Origin of the sequence: Candidatus Methylacidithermus pantelleriae (assembly GCF_905250085.1) — a bacterium.
Classification (GTDB): domain Bacteria; phylum Verrucomicrobiota; class Verrucomicrobiia; order Methylacidiphilales; family Methylacidiphilaceae; genus Methylacidithermus; species Methylacidithermus pantelleriae.
On record NZ_CAJNOB010000001.1, the window covers coordinates 13,678 to 31,774 of the forward strand.

At 55.7% G+C, this 18,097-nt stretch carries 11 protein-coding genes; 10 read left to right on the plus strand and 1 reads right to left on the minus strand.

The annotated features are described in order from the left end of the window. The first annotated feature begins 30 nt into the window (after positions 1-30). From KK925_RS00095 to hisD, 6 genes are all read left to right on the plus strand, one after another. Positions 31-780 (plus strand): MotA/TolQ/ExbB proton channel family protein, encoded by a 750-nt coding sequence (locus KK925_RS00095; protein WP_214096163.1) that lies wholly within the window; start codon positions 31-33, stop codon positions 778-780. Then, complete coding sequence (locus KK925_RS00100) at positions 755-1,186, plus strand: ExbD/TolR family protein (RefSeq protein ID WP_174581576.1); 432 nt, start codon at positions 755-757, stop codon at positions 1,184-1,186. The genes KK925_RS00095 and KK925_RS00100 overlap by 26 nt, the downstream gene beginning before the upstream one ends. 12 nt (positions 1,187-1,198) lie before the next feature. Continuing rightward, positions 1,199-2,002 carry a hypothetical protein gene (locus KK925_RS00105; protein WP_174581577.1) on the plus strand — a complete coding sequence of 268 codons (804 nt, stop codon included), beginning with the start codon at positions 1,199-1,201 and terminating at the stop codon, positions 2,000-2,002. A gap of 233 nt (positions 2,003-2,235) precedes the next feature. Continuing rightward, positions 2,236-3,414, plus strand: a complete 1,179-nt coding sequence (locus tag KK925_RS00110; RefSeq protein WP_174581578.1) for a GuaB3 family IMP dehydrogenase-related protein — start codon at positions 2,236-2,238, stop codon at positions 3,412-3,414. Between the two features lie 48 nt (positions 3,415-3,462). Then, positions 3,463-5,001, plus strand: coding sequence for a glutamine-hydrolyzing GMP synthase (gene guaA / locus KK925_RS00115; protein WP_174581579.1), 1,539 nt, complete (start codon positions 3,463-3,465; stop codon positions 4,999-5,001). Positions 5,002-6,032: 1,031 nt separating this feature from the next. Then, positions 6,033-7,394: a histidinol dehydrogenase gene (gene hisD, locus KK925_RS00120; protein ID WP_174581580.1), complete on the plus strand. Its 1,362-nt coding sequence runs from the start codon at positions 6,033-6,035 to the stop codon at positions 7,392-7,394. Positions 7,395-7,653: 259 nt separating this feature from the next. On the opposite strand, the gene KK925_RS00125 is transcribed toward hisD, so the two are convergent. Beyond that, complete coding sequence (locus KK925_RS00125; protein ID WP_174581582.1) at positions 7,654-9,723, minus strand: NAD(+) synthase; 2,070 nt, start codon at positions 9,721-9,723, stop codon at positions 7,654-7,656. A gap of 209 nt (positions 9,724-9,932) precedes the next feature. Between KK925_RS00125 and KK925_RS00130 the strand changes: the two genes are divergently transcribed. The 4 genes from KK925_RS00130 (at position 9,933) to trpA (ending at position 15,746) form a co-directional block, all read left to right on the plus strand. After that, a complete protein-coding gene (locus KK925_RS00130) occupies positions 9,933-11,117 on the plus strand; it encodes a protein arginine kinase (protein ID WP_236027778.1) in 1,185 nt (394 codons plus the stop codon). 25 nt (positions 11,118-11,142) lie between these two features. Continuing rightward, on the plus strand, positions 11,143-13,650 hold the full coding sequence (locus tag KK925_RS00135; RefSeq protein WP_174581583.1) for an ATP-dependent Clp protease ATP-binding subunit: 2,508 nt from the start codon (positions 11,143-11,145) through the stop codon (positions 13,648-13,650). A 426-nt stretch (positions 13,651-14,076) separates the two neighbouring features. After that, entirely contained in the window at positions 14,077-14,949 is an 873-nt protein-coding gene (locus KK925_RS00140; RefSeq protein ID WP_174581584.1) for a type III pantothenate kinase, read from the plus strand. Then, on the plus strand, positions 14,946-15,746 hold the full coding sequence (gene trpA / locus KK925_RS00145; RefSeq protein ID WP_214096164.1) for a tryptophan synthase subunit alpha: 801 nt from the start codon (positions 14,946-14,948) through the stop codon (positions 15,744-15,746). Before KK925_RS00140 ends, trpA begins: the two co-directional genes overlap by 4 nt. Positions 15,747-18,097: the final 2,351 nt, after the last annotated feature.

The window sequence follows — 18,097 nt, forward strand, 5'->3', positions numbered from 1 at the left end:
GAGGCTTCCTTTTTTGGGCGTGGCCTTCCCATGAATGTCGCTACCATGATCTCCCTCGGGTCTTCCAGCCATTCCCTAGGCCTCTCGGAAGCCCTGGCCAAGGGAGGACCCATCATCTGGCCAATTCTTGGGTGTAGTGTCATCACGTTCGGGGTGCTCCTGGAAAGATGGGTGTACTACCGGCGCTGCGAGTTGAACGTCCCGGAGTTTCTCACTGGAATTCTGGCTCTCGTACGCCGGGGTCGGTATGAAGAAGCGATCGCCCGCTGCGAAGAAACCTGGGGGCCCGTCCCGGAACTGGTTCGCAAAGCGATTGTTTTCCGCTCTCTGCCACCTGCAGAGCTTCGAGAAGTTCTCCGGGAAACCGCCCTCACATGGTTACCGGCCTTGGAAGCACGGCTGCCCATCGTGGCTACGATTGCCACCATAACCCCCCTTCTGGGCTTTTTGGGAACGGTCTTTGCCATGATGCAGACGTTTTCCGGCCTTTCCCAGAGTCTGCCGGCCCTTTCGATCCAAGAAATCGCCGAGGGGATCTGGGCAGCTCTGGTTTCTACCGGATTCGGTTTAGCGGTCGCCATCCTCAGCTGGCTCGCGTATCATTTGCTTTGTTACCGGGTGTACCGGATGATCGATGACTTAGAACACGCCATTGTGGAGATCACTCATGCTTTGGTCTTGGGTCAAACCACAACCCCATCTCCTTCGCCCACTCCGCCAGACTCAGGTCGGGTTGCCTCGCCGATCATTCACGATGGGGGAGTGGATCGAAGTGATTAGTCTTGTCAATGTCTTGCTTCTGGTAGGCCTGTTTTTTCTTTTCGGCCGGTCCGTCCTCTTCCAGACAGGGATTCGTGTGGAACTCCCCAAAAGTGCCATTGGCTACGGGTATCCCGCCACATTTCCGATTGTGACACTCCTTTCCCGCTCCCCGTCTCTCGAGATCCCGCCAGCAACTGGCCAGCAGGGAGGGGAACCCTTGATTTTCTTTGAGCAAAAGCCTGTCTCGCTTCAGGAGCTTTCAGTTTTGCTCGATCGTCCGTCTCGGGAGCCGGGAGAAAAGACACTTATCCTGAGGGCGGACCAAGGAGTTCCCTACGGTCGGGTTATGGAGGTTATGAACGTGGCCCTCGAACACCACTGGACGGTGGTGCTAGCGACAGCCAAGCCCGAAACAGCCCAATGAAGGGACAAGGGAATGGAAAACGAAAACCTCTTTCTTACGCCTTGGGGAAGAAAGGAAAGCCAGACCCGGGGAGCCTTCTTTTTCTTTCTTTTCCTTTCGTTTCTGTCGCATCTAGCCATCCTTGTGCTTGTTCCTGCACGGGAAGAAGGGTTTCGTTTGCCGGTTCGAACGTTCCCGTCCCCGAGGGTTTTTGCCCTTGTACCGGGTAGAAAGCAGGCTCCCTTTGCCGAAGATCTTGGGTTTTGGATACGCCTGCGGGATCCCAGTTCCGTTGTCCGGCCTCCGAATCCGGTTTCGGTCACCCCAGAGGAACTCCCCCAAAGTCTTCGGAACCCACCCAAGTCCTCTAGCCGACCGGGCCCTGGCTTGGTGCCGGCACCGCCCTGGGTCCCGGTGGCCCCAGTCCCGGATCTTACCCAGCTAGCGAAAGAAAAACTTTCTTTTCCCTGGGAAGAATTTCACTATCCGGCGCACGCAAAGGTCATCCCTTTGCCGGAAGAAACCACGATTCAGTGGGAGGGAACAAAGCCAAACGGGACGCCGTGGGATGGGTGGTCCTTACCGTCGGTGACCATCGGGCTAGTATCGGAAGCTCATCCGACGGTCCTTCGACTGGGTGTGGATGCCCGCGGGACAGTCAAGTACGTGCTGCTGGAAGAAAGCTCGGGAAAGGCGGAGCACGATCAACTGGCATGGAAAAAAGCGCACGAGCTTCTTTTTCCTCCTAGCCCCAGAAGACGGGGCCTGGAATGGACCCGCGCCTATGTCCTGTGGCATTTTACCGAGCCAAAAGAGGCCAAAGGAAACTCCCCATGAGCCTGAGTAAGTTCCTTGTTTCCTATGCTTTTCTTTCGCTTGCCTCGGCTGCTATCGCGTGGTCTTATTTTGAATGGCGCGCTTATCGTCAGCAGCTCTCCCAGCGCCGGATCCGGGTTTGTCCTTTCTGCAGGGCACGATACGTATCGGAACCCTCTCCCTGGCGAGTTCGTTGCCCTCGGTGCAGCGGGCTTCAAGAACCAGAAAATCCTTCATTGGAGGTGTAAGAAAACATGGGAATGTGGATTGGTAGAAATCGAAAAGCTAGAGTTTGTTACGGTTTCGACGAAATCTCGCTCGTTCCAGGTTCCGTCACCATTAATCCCAACGAGGTGGATGTGAGCTTTGAAATCCCACATCCGCAGGGTGACCCCATTCGACTTTCAATCCCGATTTTGGCCAGTGCGATGGATGGGGTAACCGACGTTCGCTTCTGCACGGCTCTGGGCAAGCTGGGAGGATTAGGGGTGATCAACCTGGAGGGGATTCAGACACGCTACGAGGATCCCGAACCGGTTCTGGAGGAGATTGTGCGCGCAGACCAAGAGTGTGTGACCGAACTATTGCAAAAAATCTATTCGGCCCCGATTAAAGAGCACCTGATCGCACAGCGGATTGGCGAACTAAAGAAAAATGGGGTCCTTGCTGCGGTCTCGTGCATTCCCCAGAGAGCAGAGCGGTTTGGGGCCATTGCCCAAGAGGCAGGTGTGGATGTTTTTGTCGTGCAATCCACCGTAAGCACGGTGCGGCATATTTCCCGCGAATACAAAGCATTGGACCTGGCCGAATTTTGTCGCAAGATGAAGGTCCCTGTCCTGGTCGGCAACGCCGTCACCTACGATGTGGTGCTGGAGTTAATGGAATGCGGGGTCTGCGGCGTGCTGATTGGTGTGGGCCCGGGAGCTGCGTGTACCTCGCGCGGCGTTCTTGGGCTAGGGGTTCCGCAGGTCACCGCAACGGTAGATTCCGCTGCGGCCCGGGATACCTATCTCAAGCGTTCGGGACGTTACGTTCCCATTATTACGGACGGGGGAATGTGGCGGGGTGGCGATATCTGTAAAGCACTGGCTTGTGGGGCAGACGCCGTTATGATTGGATCGGCTTTTGCTCGCGCTCTCGAGGCCCCGGGGAAAGGGACTCACTGGGGAATGGCGACGTCGCACGCAAATCTGCCCCGAGGAACGCGCATTCATGTAGGGTGCACGGGAACGCTCCAGCAAATCCTCTTTGGCCCGGCGACAGTAGACGATGGGACTCAGAACCTAGTCGGGGCCCTTATGACCTGTATGGGGAATGTAGGGGCGGCAAACATTCGGGAATTTCAAGAAACGGAAATTGTGATTGCCCCTTCCATCCAGTCAGAAGGCAAGCTTTTTCAAATCGTTCAATCCGTTGGGATGGGAAGCCGATAGAAAGGCCGGACGAGCTCGGCGGGAAGTTTTTGCGAGGTGTGAGCCGCTGTGATAAAGGACCGGATTGCCATCCTTGATTTTGGCTCCCAGTATACCCAGCTCATTGCTCGACGCATTCGAGAACTGGGTGTCTACTCGGAGATTTTTTCTTACAAGATTGCGCCGGAGGAGCTCCTCCGCTGGGGCGCCCGGGGTGTCGTTCTTTCCGGTGGGCCCGAAAGTGTTTTCGGGGTGGGCTCGCCGGTCATGGATTCACGGATTTTGGACTTGGGCCTTCCGGTTTTGGGGATCTGTTACGGGCTTCATCTCCTGGTTCACCTCCGGGGAGGTCGCGTGCGGCCCAGCGGGCGCAGGGAGTACGGATACGGGGAGTTCATCCAGGACGGGGAGTCGCTTCTTTTCTCGGGGCTTCCGTCACAATTTGGCGTGTGGAATAGCCACGGAGATCGCGTGGAAGAACTACCCGCTGGGTTTCGCCGAATCGGTTTTACGAAAGACGAGCCCAACGCTGCGATTGCTTGGGAGCAAGAGCGGCTTTACGGGGTTCAGTTTCATCCGGAGGTCTCCCATACGGAACTGGGGAAGGAGATTTTTGCCAATTTTCTCTTTCGAATTTGCGGTGTCAGGCCCACGTGGACCCTGGCCAACTTTGTTGAGGAGACCTTGGAGACCATTCGACGAGAAGTCGGAACGAAAAAGGTCCTTATGGCCCTCAGCGGTGGCGTGGACTCCTCGGTGTGCGCCCTTTTGCTCCACCGGGCCATCGGTTCTCAGCTTTGCTGCGTGTTTGTGGACACCGGCCTTTTGCGGAAAGGGGAAAAAGAACTTGTCGAACGAGTTTTTTCCCAGGACCTAGGGATCCGGCTCCGGGTGGTGGATGCTGGGGCCCGGTTCCTTCGGAGACTTCGTGGAGTAGCAGACCCTGAGAAAAAACGCAAGATTATCGGCCGGACGTTTATTTCTGTGTTTCGCGAGGTCGCGAGGGAGGTCGGCAACGTGGGGTTTCTTGCCCAGGGGACACTGTACCCGGACGTTATTGAAAGCGGCAAAGTTCCACACCCGGCTCACGTGATTAAAAGCCACCACAACGTGGGAGGTCTTCCCCAAAAGATGGGTTTCCGTCTTTTGGAACCCTTGCGAAACCTCTTTAAGGATGAAGTTCGCCAGCTGGGCAAGGAGCTTGGTCTTCCTCCCTCGCTTTTGTACCGCCATCCCTTCCCGGGTCCTGGCTTGGCCGTTCGTTGCTTGGCGCCTGTAACCCCCTCGAACCTGGAAACACTACGGCAAGCTGATGCCGTCTTGCTCGAAGAAATGGAACGGTCCGGTTGGATGGAGCGGGTTTGGCAAGCCTTTGCGGTTCTTTTGCCCGTCCGAGCGGTTGGCGTAATGGGGGATCAGCGTAGCTATGGTCTTACGGTTGCCATTCGAGTGGTTCAAAGCCAGGACGGAATGACGGCCGACTGGGTGGACCTTCCGAAGGAGCTTTTAAACCGCATCGCCCAAAGAATTGTCGCCGAAGTCCCCGAAATCTCCCGGGTCACGTACGATATTACCTCCAAGCCCCCAGGCACGATCGAATGGCAATAGGCTATAAGCCCACCATCGACAAACAACCTCTGGGATCCCTCGGTGGTGCCCCGCAGGAAATTCCTTGGCATACGCCAGCGGGATTGTTGGCGAGCAGACGACACGATCGATCCGAATTGGATTGCAAAGGTGCGATCTTTTGCCCGGTTGGGTCACGGGAAAGCATTCTTTACAAACACAACTATTTGGCCCAAGCCCATGGTTCCATAGCAAGGAGGCGCTGGAGTGGGTCAGAAGTTTCCCCAATACAAGCGTTTGGCTCCCAGAACCTTGTGTCCAAAAGCTCCTCTGCCTCCCTCAATTTGTCCTTTGGAATCCCCTGGTGGCTTTAAGCGCGATCGGGCTCCCTTCTTCCCATTGCTACCGATCCTCTGCTCCAAGGCCTTTGAGCATTGGAAAGCCTCTCCGCGCACCGACCGACCGTGCCCTACCATTTTTGTCGGAGTCCTTCTCCCGATCCTCTTGGCCATTCTCGGGGAGCTGCCCCCTTGGTCCGGACAACGCTGCCTTAAGATGACGAGTGATGGTTCTCTTGGTCGGCAACTCGTTTTTTCCACAATGAGCCACCGAACCCCAGATCCTCGCTGGAACCGATGACGCTAGGCTGTGCAAGCCTGCTCCACCCTTCTATGGACGGCCCTGCAGAGCGAGGGAGAATGGGTCGGAAAAGGTGGGACAACCGAAACGTAAGATCCATGGGAGCGGCTCGCCATGAGAGACGGGAGAGAAGCTTGCCCTGTATGACGGCAAAAAAATGGTTGGGAGAGCTTTCGATGGAAAGAAAAACCTCTCTTGCCGTGATCCTCTCTACCCAAGTTCGGGGAGGCACGCACGCCGAAGGACAGAAACCAAACAACACACGTTCCGATTGTAGGTCCGGCGAAACAAATGTCCCTTTTCCCTCAACGCATTTGGAAAGCCATAAGAAATCGTCAAAGCCATTTTTGGCCCCTGCTACCGAGCAGATCCTTGGAAGGAAACCTTTTGTGCTTGCAACAAATCCTATTGTCCCTCAGCAGAAAGAAAACCCTATGCCACATTTGCCGAAAATCATCCGCTACGGGGAGCCTTCCTGGGAGAGGCTCCTGGAAAAATGGAGCAAACGCTTAGAGCCCTCTCCGGAGGTTGCTGCAACGGTAACGGAAATTCTCAGCGCCGTACGGCACCGGGGCGACAATGCACTCCGGCAGTACACCAAAAAATTTGATTGGGTCGATGTAGAGAACTTCCAGCTGGAGAGGCGCCCGCCGACCCCTCCTCGGGAGGTTCGAGCTGCCCTGGAATGGGCGCATCGAAACATCCGGCTGTTTGCCCTGGCGCAACGACCGAGCCAGCGAATGATACGAAACCAAGAAGGGGCGAGGATTGGCGAATTGTACCATCCTCTGGATCGAGTGGGAATCTATATCCCTGCCGGTCAGGCAGCCTTGATATCCACCGTGCTTATGACCGTCACGTTAGCACGCGTCGCCGGTGTGAAAGAAATTGCCCTTGCTACCCGGCCCCCCGTGGATGAGGTCCTCCACTGGACCGCACTTTATGCTGGCGCTACGGAGATCTATCAAGTAGGGGGGGCTCAGGCAATCGCCGCCTTTGCGTTTGGGACAGAAAGCATCCCCAAAGTCCAAAAAATTTTTGGACCGGGTAACCGCTATGTGATGGAGGCAAAACGGCAGGTCTTTGGTATTGTGGACGTGGACCTCCTTCCCGGGCCGAGTGAAGTGGCCGTGATCGCCGATGAGAGTGCCGATCCGGCCGTGGTCGCCGCGGAACTTTTAGCCCAAGCAGAGCACGCAAAAGATGCATCGGTTTTGCTTACCACCCCGGTTCCGGGACTCATGGAGGAGGTCCGCAAGGAGCTTCAAAGACAATACAAAGATTGCTACCGGATTGATGCGATTGGAGAATGCTTGCGCAAGCGATCCTACTTCATCCTGGTCCCCAGTCTCTCTGAAGCGATCGCCGTGGTGGAAGCCTTCGCCCCCGAGCACTTGAGCCTTATGATTGAAAAACCCGAACGGATCGCTCGGAACATCCGGCATTGCGGCGCGATTTTTGTCGGCAAATTCTCCCCCGTATCGGTCGGCGATTTTTTGGCCGGACCGAGCCACGTGCTTCCTACCGGAGGGGGAGCGGCCGTCTTTAGTGGGCTATCTGTCGTGGACTTTTATCGGCGAACCAGCTACATCGCCTATTCGGAGGCTTCTCTGCGACGCGTCGCTTCCTATGTCGATGTTTTCACGAAGATCGAGGGACTCGATGCCCATGCCCGCTCTGTCCGTATTTGCTTGGAAAGGGCTAAAGCCAACAAAGCTCCCCAAAAGTCGCTCCGCAAGGAAGCTGGGAAAAGGAAGGATTCCTCCACTCCAGAGGAAAAAAGTCCTCCCAGCTAGCCTAACCAAAGGGGTGTTCAAGTTTCGCCTTGGAGCGAATTTGTTTCTTTTCCCATAGGCAGAGCGACGATTCCATTCCTTGGGGCGCGGAACCGGCGAGTAGACCGGTCGCCCTCCGCCAGAACGTTCGAGGATGGGAAATCCCCAGGGTCGCTTGGCTAAGCCTGGGAACCATGGTTTTCCCTTTGTCCAGAGAAAGAAGCTATTGGGAAGGTTCCTAGGGCGAAAAGCAGTTGTCGCTCAAACGGTTGCCCCGCCCTTAGAGCGGATCCTCCCTGGGAATCGATTCCCATCGCGCGATCCAAGGAGTAGCTTCACTATCCGAAGGAGCCCGATAGTCTCCCCGGGGGGAGAGCGACCCTCCCGAACCGACCTTCGGGCTATTGGGTAGGCAGCTTCGCTTGTATTGGCTGAGCTTGAAAAAGCGCCAGAGAAAAACGCCTAGCCACTTGCGAATCTCTTCCATCCGGTAGGCACGCCGACGTTGCGGGGGCACGTCCGGCCATTGTCCTTGATCCGGGTCCCTCCAGGCGCTCCAGGCCAAAAAGGCAACCTTAGCCGGGTCGTAACCAAATCGCAGCGTGTAGTAGAGAAAAAAGTCCACCAGCTCGTACGGCCCGATTACCTCTTCGGTCTTCTGTCCTGGTTCGTCCGGATGATCGCCCGGAACAAGTTCGGGGCTAATCTCGGTTTCCAAGATATCCTGGAGAACGGAAGAAACCTCTCCCCCCAATTGTCGAGTGCTGGCAATCCACCGCAACAGGTATTGGATGAGCGTTTTGGGAACGCTGGCATTGACCTGGTAGTGAGCCATGTGATCCCCCACCCCGTAGGTGCACCAGCCAACAGCAAGTTCGCTGAGGTCGCTCGTTCCCACCACAAGGCCTCCATGCCAGTTAGCTAAGCGGAAAAGATGACTCGTTCGTTCCCCAGCTTGCACGTTTTCGAAGGTGGTATCGAAGCGAGGTTCTCCGCGAGCTGCCGGGTGGCCGAGATCTTTCAACATTTGCTGGCAACTCGGGCGGATATCTAGCTCGCTTCCGTCCACCCCTAGGGCGTCCATGAGTTTCCGCGCCTGGGCTAGGGTTCGCTTGGACGTGGCAAACCCAGGCATCGTGAAAGCTAAGACATTTTTTCTGGGGAAACCCAGGACATCCATCGTCCTGGCACAGACCACAAGGGCGTGAGCCGAATCGAGTCCTCCCGAAACACCAATCACCACCTTCTGGATTCCAGTTGCGGTTAGTCGTTTCGCAAGTCCCTGGACTTGAATCTGGAACACTTCGCGACACCGCTCGTCTCGGCGTGCTGCTTCTGTCGGGACGTAGGGAAACCGCCCGTAGATTCGCCGCAGAGGAAGAAGCCCAGATCGCGGAAGCCCAAGCGAAAAGGATCGAGTTGTGTATCTTGCCAAAAAGGGACGGTAACGAGCCCGACAATCGTGAAAACTATTCTGCCTCATGCGATCGCTCACCAGCCGGTCCAGATCGATCTCGGCGGTGACCAGCTGCGACTGGTAGGAGAAGCGCTCCGTTTCAGCCAGCCATTGCCCGTTTTCATAGATAAGCCCTTGACCATCCCATGCCAGATCAGTCGTCGACTCCCCAAAACCAGCGGCAGCATAGAGATAGGCGCAGATGCATTTGGCTGATTGACTGGAAACGAGCAACCTCCGATAATCATCCTTGCCAACAGTGTAATTGGATGCCGAAAGGTTCACAATAACCGTCGCTCCGGCCAAGGTGGCGAGTGTGGAAGGAGGGAGGGGTACCCAGAGGTCCTCGCAAATTTCTACCGCAAACAGAAATTGCGGATACTCCCTGCACGCAAAAAGAAGCCCAGGGCCAAAGGGAATGTGCTCTTGTCCACACAGGTTTACTTCGGTGGTCAGAGCAGTATCGGCGCTGGCAAAGTGGCGCACCTCGTAGAACTCCCGGTAATTGGGCAGGTAGGTCTTGGGAACGATCCCAAGAATATTTCCTTGGCTCAGTACAACGGCACAATTAAAGAGGCTCTGGTCCACGCGTAGTGGGAGCCCGACCACTGCCACCGTGGGTAGCTCGCGTGTTTTTTCCTTGAGCCAGGCAAGGGCTGCGAGGCTTTCCTGCAAAAGCGCTTCCTGGTGGAAAAGATCCTCGCAGGAATATCCGGACAGTCCAAGTTCGGGAAAGACCACAAGGGCGCACTCTTCTTCCGCCGCTTCCTTCCACAGGGAAAGAATTTCGCTGGCATTATACTGAGGATCGGCAACTCGGACGGTGGGAATGGCCACCCCCGCTCGGATAAAGCCATGCTTGTAGAAATTAAAAAAGGAGGAAGTCTGGCTCATACTGCCCCAACCAGTGTTTGCCGTGTGAAAGCCCCGGGAGCAAAGCTAGCCTATAGCATCCTGGGGAGTCTCCACCAAAAACGTTTCGCAAAGGAAAAGCCCCGGCCGGTGCCCAGACCACCTGACTTTTTGCCAGCTCCCTCATGCTCTGGGTCAAGTGTCGAGCCAACCCCCGAAAACCCCAAGCCACGAACAACCTTGCCGGCCGCTTGGCCCGAGCTTTCTTGTCGGGCTTTCTTGCAACGGGGGTTGAACTATGCATTATTGATCGAGAGTCGTTGCAGAAGGCCGTGAAACTCCAGGAGCTTTTCAAGAATCCCAGCGAATGGTTGCGAGGGGACGGGGGCAATAACCGCGTCGTCATCTGCTGTCGGGTTCGATTGGCGCGAAATGTCACAGGATTTGCCTTTCCGGGGTGGGCACGGAAAACGGAACGCGAACGACTATTGGAACACGTTTTGCCCGTCGTGGCTTCCCACTCCGAAATGAAGGATCCGGCCATCTGTGACACTATGGACCATTTTTCAGCGTTAGAGAAGCAGGTGCTAGTGGAGGAACATCTGGTCAGCCGGGAACTCGCCGGGAGAAACACGGGTAGCGGACTTGTCGTTAACCGGCCTCGTAGTGTGAGTATCATGATTAATGAGGAGGATCACCTGCGGCTGCAAGCGTTTAAGGCGGGTCTCCAGCTTCAGGCCGCCTGGGAACTTGCAGATCGGCTCGATTCCGATTTGGATGAAAAATTGGAATTTGCGTTTTCCTCCCATCTCGGTTACCTGACGGCTTGCCCGACCAATGTGGGGACCGGATTACGAGCCAGCGCGATGCTGCACTTGCCGGGCCTGGTCTTAAGCGACCAGATTGGACAGATCGTAAAGGCTGCCAATCGGATTGGGCTAGCGGTCCGCGGGCTGTATGGGGAGGGGACCGAAGCGCTGGGGAATCTCTTTCAGCTTTCCAACCAGATGACGCTCGGGGAGAGCGAGGAAGAAATTTTAGGGCGGTTGGATAAGGTGATTCGCCAGATTGTTGAGCATGAAGAAAATGCTCGCCAGAAGCTTGTCCAAGAGCGACCTAGGTACATCGCAGATCAGGTGAGCCGGGCGTATGCGATTTTGACCCATGCCTATACGTTAAGCTCCAAAGAGGCATTGAACCTCCTTTCGATTCTTCGGCTTGGAGTGGATTTGGGCATTTTTCCGGAAAACGGTCGCCAGCTCATCGACGAATGTTTTATTCAAACGCAGCCAGCCCATTTACAAGTGATCTATGCGCAGCGGCTCAATGCTGAGGAGAGGGACGCCTTGCGGGCGGATCTCTTGCGCAATCGCCTAGCTGGTTTTCCGCCGCCTGACACAACCAAACTGCAGGCGGGGTTTAGCTTTGAGTGCTAATGTGGTAAAATAATAGGGGAAAGCCATGACGAACTTCACTCCACGAGCACAACAGGTTCTGGCCCTGGCCAGGAAGGAGGCGGACCGCTTCAACCACAACTATGTGGGAACGGAGCATCTTTTGCTGGGGTTGATCAAGCTGGGGCAGGGGGTAGCCGTTAATGTGCTTCAAAAGATGGGGGTGGATTTAGAAGTGGTTCGTCAAGAGGTGGAAAAACAGGTGGGGATGGGTCAAAGCAAGCCCACCGGGAACATCCCCTATACCCCTCGGGTAAAGAAGGTTCTGGCTCTAGCCGGTAAAGAAGCCAAGGCGTTAAACCACAGCTACGTTGGGACGGAACACATCCTGCTCGGTCTTTTGCGAGAAGGCGAGGGAGTGGCTGCGCGGGTGCTTAAGAGCCTGGATGTGGATTTGGAACGGGTTCGCAATGAGATCCTCAAGGAACTCGATCCCAATTATGCCGGTGTGGAACCTGGAGGGGAGGAGGAAGCAGAACCCGCGTTTACCAGCGGAGGAGAGACTTCGGTAAAGAAGGAAGTTAAAACACCCGCTCTGAAGGCTTTTGGCCGGGATTTAACGGAAATGGCCCGGCGGGGTGAACTCGACCCCGTAATCGGACGCCGGAACGAGATCGAGCGGGTCATCCAAATCCTCTGCCGCCGGACCAAGAACAATCCCGTTCTTATTGGAGAGGCAGGCGTAGGCAAGACGGCCATTGTGGAAGGTCTTGCTCAGGAAATAGCCGCAGACAACGTGCCGGAGATGCTCCGGGACAAGCGCGTCATTACGCTCGACCTTGCCTTAATGGTGGCCGGCACCAAGTACCGGGGGCAGTTTGAGGAGCGCATCAAAGCGGTCATGGAAGAAATCCGTCGAGCCAAAAACGTTATCCTTTTCATTGACGAGCTTCATACCATTGTGGGGGCCGGCTCGGCGGAGGGCGCAATGGATGCGTCCAATATTATCAAACCGGCCTTATCCCGAGGGGAGCTTCAGTGCATTGGCGCAACCACGCTAGCGGAGTATCGCAAATACATTGAAAAGGACGCGGCTTTGGAGCGGCGTTTCCAGACGGTCATGGTGGAACCGCCTTCGGTGGATGAAACTATCCAGATTCTCCATGGTCTTAAGCCTAAGTATGAGGCGCATCATAAGGCAAAATTCACCGACGCGGCGATCGAAGCTGCGGTCCGGCTTTCCGATCGTTATCTGACTGGGCGGTTTCTCCCCGATAAGGCCATTGACGTTATGGATGAAGCTGGGTCACGAGCCCGGATTAGTGCCACCATGCGTCCCCCGGTTGTGAAGGAACTGGAGGGAGAAATCGGAGAAGTAAGAGCCAAGAAGGAGGAGGCCATCAAAGCGCAGGATTTTGAAAAGGCTGCGCATTTGAGGGACCGGGAAAAGGAGCTCAAGGACCTTTTGGAAAAAACGCTAGCCGACTGGAGGCGTACCCGGGACGAAAAAGAGGTCGTAGTCGATGAAGAGGACATGATGGTCGTCGTGTCCAAGTGGACGGGGATCCCGCTGGTCCGCCTGTCACAAAAGGATCGGGAAAAGCTCTTGCGAGTCGCCGATGAGCTTCGTGGAAGGGTCGTGGGCCAGGATGAAGCCATTGAAGCGCTTGGGCGGGCTCTCCAACGGTCTCGAGCGGATCTGAAGGATCCCAAACGGCCGATTGGAAGCTTTATCTTTCTTGGGCCCACCGGGGTAGGCAAAACGCTTTTAGCCAAAACGCTGGCCGAGCACGTGTTCGGGAGCGAGGATAGCCTCATCCAGATCGACATGAGCGAGTATATGGAAAAGTTCAATGTCTCGCGGTTGATCGGCTCGCCTCCCGGCTATGTGGGTTATGAGGAGGGAGGCCAGCTCACCGAGAAGGTCCGTCGCAAGCCCTATAGCGTCGTCCTTTTTGATGAGATCGAAAAGGCCCATCCCGATGTCTGGAACATCCTTCTGCAGATCCTGGAAGAAGGTATGATCACCGATAGCCTGGGCCGGAAGATCGATTTCCGTAATACCATTGTGATTATGACCTCCAACGTGGGGGCGGAATCGGTGGTCAAGGCAGGCGCTTTGGGCTTTACTTCCCGCAGGGAAGAACTCAGTTACGAACAGATGAAAGAGCGGATGCTGGAAGCCGCCAAAAAGACCTTCAAGCCCGAGTTTTTAAACCGGGTAGACGATCTTATCGTCTTCCGACCGCTCAACCGGGAGGATATGGGTCGTATTGTGACCCTTGAGGTTGGGAAAGTGGTCGAGCGCATTAAGAATCGAAAGCTGGCGTTGCAACTCACCGAAGCCGCCTCTAACTTCCTCATCGAAAAGGGGTATGACCCGGTTTACGGGGCAAGACCCCTTCGCCGAGCGGTGGAAAAGTACCTGGAGAACCCGCTAGCGGAGGAGCTCCTCAAAGGGTCCATCCATGATGGGCAAACGGTCATCGTGGATGTTAAGGATGGGGCGCTCGTTTTTAGCCCGACCGAATCCCCCGAAGAAATCCTGGAAGCCGGTGCACCTTCGGGAAGCTAGAAAGCTACCCGATCTCCGACAAGCCCTTTGGAAGGGCTCACTTTCGTACTGGATTGGGGGTTCTCGACGAAATCCCGGAGTACTTTTTCGACCTTCGATGCCAGGACCTTGCAGGACCCCCCAACGCTTGGCAAAGCAGCACGGGTGTCCCGGGTGAACGCAGGCCCTAAAAAACCAAGATGCGCATGGGATCTGGGTTAGTGTAGGCACCTGCTGGGCGCCTTTTGGGTTTTCGGGAAGGCAAAAAGAGAAGGCCCGCCCCGAACCCTTTTTTGCGGGTTTGACTCTGCACAACGCCCGGAAAAAGGTTTGTTCGAACGATCCAAAGAGAGTAAACACACAGCCGTGCTTTCGAGGCAGGGGTTAGGTCCTTATGCAAAGACAGCCTTGCGGCAGCATGCGCCAAGCCCGTAAGAGTGCGTGTTTATGGGATTTCATGCGGTTGACGTAGGGAATCGGCGGGTCAAATGGGCGTGGGCGGAAGGATCACGCCTGGTCCTCTGGCAAAGTCACCCTACCAGCCGGATAAGTGGAGAGTGGTTTCAACGCCAGTGGTCAAAACAACCCACCGCCCCCATCGTCCTTTGCAGTGTGGTCCCGCGAGTGACGAAGATTTTTACACAGCGATCTTTCCACGCCAAACTCGTTCTTGTTAGCTCCCGAACCGTCCAACCCCTCTTACCTATGGCCTATCCGAGGCCATGGGAAATAGGAGCTGACCGGCTGGCCAATGGGATCGCCCTGCGGGAAAAAAAGCTTTATCCTGCCGTGGCCGTGGACATCGGAACCGCTATCACCTTTGATGTGATCGACCGCAAGGGTGTTTTTTGCGGCGGAGCCATCGCTCCTGGCCCAGCGGTCGCCGCGGAATTTCTTGCCACCCGGACGGCCCAGCTCCCCAAGATCCAGATAGGCAATTGGCGGGAGCCACACCGGGTCATTGGTAAAAGCACCAAGCAGGCCCTGCACACCGGTCTGGTCATGGGATGGCGTGGCTTGGTGCAGGGGATTGTAGAAGCCATCGCTCAAGAGCTTGGGGAAAAAACACTAAGGGTAGTGGTAACCGGGGGCGATGCTCCCGCCATTTTCCCACGAATACCGGCCGGCTGGGAGTATGATCCTCTTTTGACGTTGGAGGGGATCCGATATTTGGGCCAGTACTGGCTAGAAAAGGATAAAACCATGGATCCTTCACCGGAAGGGAAACGTCCCAGACGGTGCCTAGTGGACCCGGTCAGGGCAGGAGCACGGAGAAAGCGTTGGAGCCCCAAGCCAGAAAGAAAGGAGTCGAGCGGGTGAGAAACCGTCTGGATCTTTTAGCGGAACATCTCCGGTCTACGGGAAAAAAAGCCTTTGTTGCCTATCTCACGGCAGGGGATCCGAGTCTTTCCCTCACCAAGGAACTGGTTCTTGCCCTAGCTGGCTGCGGTACGGACTTGGTCGAACTGGGGGTTCCCTTTTCGGATCCCATGGCTGACGGGATCGTGAATCAGCTATCCAGCCAGAGGGCTCTCCAAGCCGGCACGACGTTACCAAAGATTTTGGAGCTTGTAGCCGACCTTCGCGAACAGTGTTCCGTCCCGCTCGTGCTCTTCACCTATCTTAACCCGATCTTTCGGTTTGGCCTGGAACGATTTGGAAAAGAGGCTCTCCAATGCGGAGTGGACGCTGTGCTTGTGGTCGATCTTCCACCCGATGCCTCTTGGGAGTGGGCGCCCTGGCAAGCCATTGTGCCGCGGATTCTTTTGGTGGCACCGACAACCTCCTCGGAGCGACGCCGCGCGATTGCCCGTAAGGCACAGGGTTTTCTCTATTACGTCTCCCGGGAGGGGGTGACGGGAATGCGCGAAGATCTTCCTCGCTCGCTGGCTACCGAATTGCGGGAGCTCAAAGAAATCGCATCCGTACCGGTCTTCTGCGGGTTTGGCATTTCCAAACCTGAACAAGCGCGGAAGGTTGCCGAGGCCGCCGACGGCGTCGTTGTGGGGAGCGCCTTGGTTCATACAATTGGGGAGCTCGGGTCGTCACCGCAGCTCGTGCAGGAGGTCACCCGGCAGGCACAAACCTTTGCGGAAGCAGTGCATTCTCTTCCCTGATCCGCTAAACCCCAACCGCCCTCTTTTTGAGAGTGCAACAACGATTCCCAAAAGCAAGCCCGCCCCAAAGGTTGGCAGGTGACCACCGGTCGCCACCTTTGAGGCAAGTCAATCTCCCTAGGATCAAAGCGAAGTTTCCCACCTTTCGCCTTCTTTTCTCCTTCCTTCGCTAGCTTAACTTCGACTCTATTGGTAAATGACAGCGGCCGAAAGGACTCAATGGTTTCCTCCTGCCTAGGTGATCCCTGGTGCCCCGGAAGAAAAAAGAGCCAGCAGGCCCACTTTTTTCGAATAGCGCGCTTTTTTTTGGCTCTTGCACACAGCGTTCGGCGCCTAAACATTTACCTTCAGACAAAAGCCCGCTCTAACCGGATGGGTACAGGGAACCAAGGGGTTTGGGGGATTTCTCCGTAAAAGTCTTTCGGGATCCATTGGGCTCGGAGACGGGCGGTGTGAGCCCATAGACCACGGAAAAGATCCGGATGGGATCGCGGACTCGGGCCCCCCGGCCGGGAGTGACACACGGGACAGACTTACAGAGAGCTTTTAAGCAGGGGAGGGCCCGATTCAAACGTCGGCAAGTCGCTGACCATGAGTGACGACGTTTTGGAGGGAAAGCTTCCGGCGGGAAGAGATGGGTCTCCAGGAGATACCATCCATCGCTTGCTTCCTCTTCTAGCATCCGCTCCTCTCTTTACGTTTCCACTAGTATCGGCCGTGAGGGTCGACTTTCTACTCCAAAAGCGTTTCTGGGTTTGGAGGCAAGAGAACGCCCCAATCGACCGGGCTCCCCAGTTTGAGCGGATGGGCTTTTGGGGGATCGTCTTGGGAATCTCAGGCCAATACCTCCTTGGCAAAAGCCACCGGGCTTTTCCGCCGGGCCCGATCGCTCAAGGCCTAGGCCATTTTTTCCGGGAATCACCTGCGAAACCTCATTGCCTTGTACTCCCATCACTTAACTCCGGTCAGTAAGACAAAAGCTCCCGATCTATTGGAAACACTCCAACAATTGTTCTTGGAGCTTTGTTTCTTTTGGCTCAATTAACGCGCGCAAGGCCTCTCCCCTTTTGAGTGTGTCCAAGTTCCACGGGCTTTTTCGGTCCCTCCATGAAAAAAGTTTTTTCTTGGATCCCCAACCCTCCTTGCAGTCTTACGACTAACGCCACAAGCGTCCTCGAATCCGCCCGGTTGCCCGCAAAATTTTTGCAACAAAATCGGAACTGCTTGACCATGGGTCGCAATCGAGAAGAAAAACTTGCCGCCGATCCCCTCGGTGAATCGCAGCTCTCTCCTTATTAGGCCAGGTCCCTCCAGCTCTGCCCCCTCAAAGTACACACGGGATACATCCATAAAGCACACAACTCGTTCCCGGGAGGGGAATCCTCACGAGAGAGCTTCCGTTCCACCTACCTCCTCACCCCGTTTCACTCATGCCTCGCCCGGTGTAGCTCCTTTTGCTCGGAAGTCCTTTGCCTGGATGCCACCCATTTGCGCTAAAAACTTTCGGCTTCGCTCGCTTTCTCCCACAACACACAGTTCGAAGGGGGAAAAGGACACCGTCCCAAAAGCGATCGCTTTGGGCAGCCACCGCTTCTGCTTTGTTTTTGTTCCTCCAAGAAATTCCTCTCTACCCTACGTTCGTGATACCTCTTCCCGCACCCCTAAGCCCCGGCGTGTAATCGCTCCCCCGCCTGTAAGCCCTCCAGGGGAGAAGCTTTTGGCCTTTGAAGCTTGCTGAAGCCATCTTTTGTCTTTCGGGAGGCAGCCTCTCCCATGGGCCCAACGGCTTCTGTCCACCTTTTTGCCCATCCCGGCAGGACGGCCGAACCCCCACCTGCCGATACAGCTTCCCGTTGCGATCAGTAGGGACCTCGTGGAGATGCGTGCCTTCAACTTACAAGAGCTACCGTTTCCCTATGAAGGCCTCTTTCTTCACATCCTCCTCGCAGATGGCCCTAGACGCTTTTCTATAAGTCCTTGACTTACAACTACAAAGGTTAAAGGCTGAGGGAGTTCCGTGAGTCCCTCATTTCTGACAGGTGAAGTTTTGGCTCAAATTTGCGGGAGATGGGTCGTTTAGCTAGAGCTTCGCGATGTGCCTGAGCCCTCGGAAGCGAGGATGGAGTGAGATTTTCGGTTGGATTGATGTGGTGGGGGGCACTGGGCATGGCAAAACCGCAAGTGGATTTAAGGTAAAGCTTAGCCGGGTTCGAAATATGGGCGAAGAGCGGCAAGTGGGGTTGTGACGCAAGTGAATGGGGCAGCCTTTGGGAAGGGGGGATAAGAAAAGAGTTTTTTTGCGAAGGATAGACAGAGTGGGTCGAAAAAAAATGAAAAAAACGACGGTGATC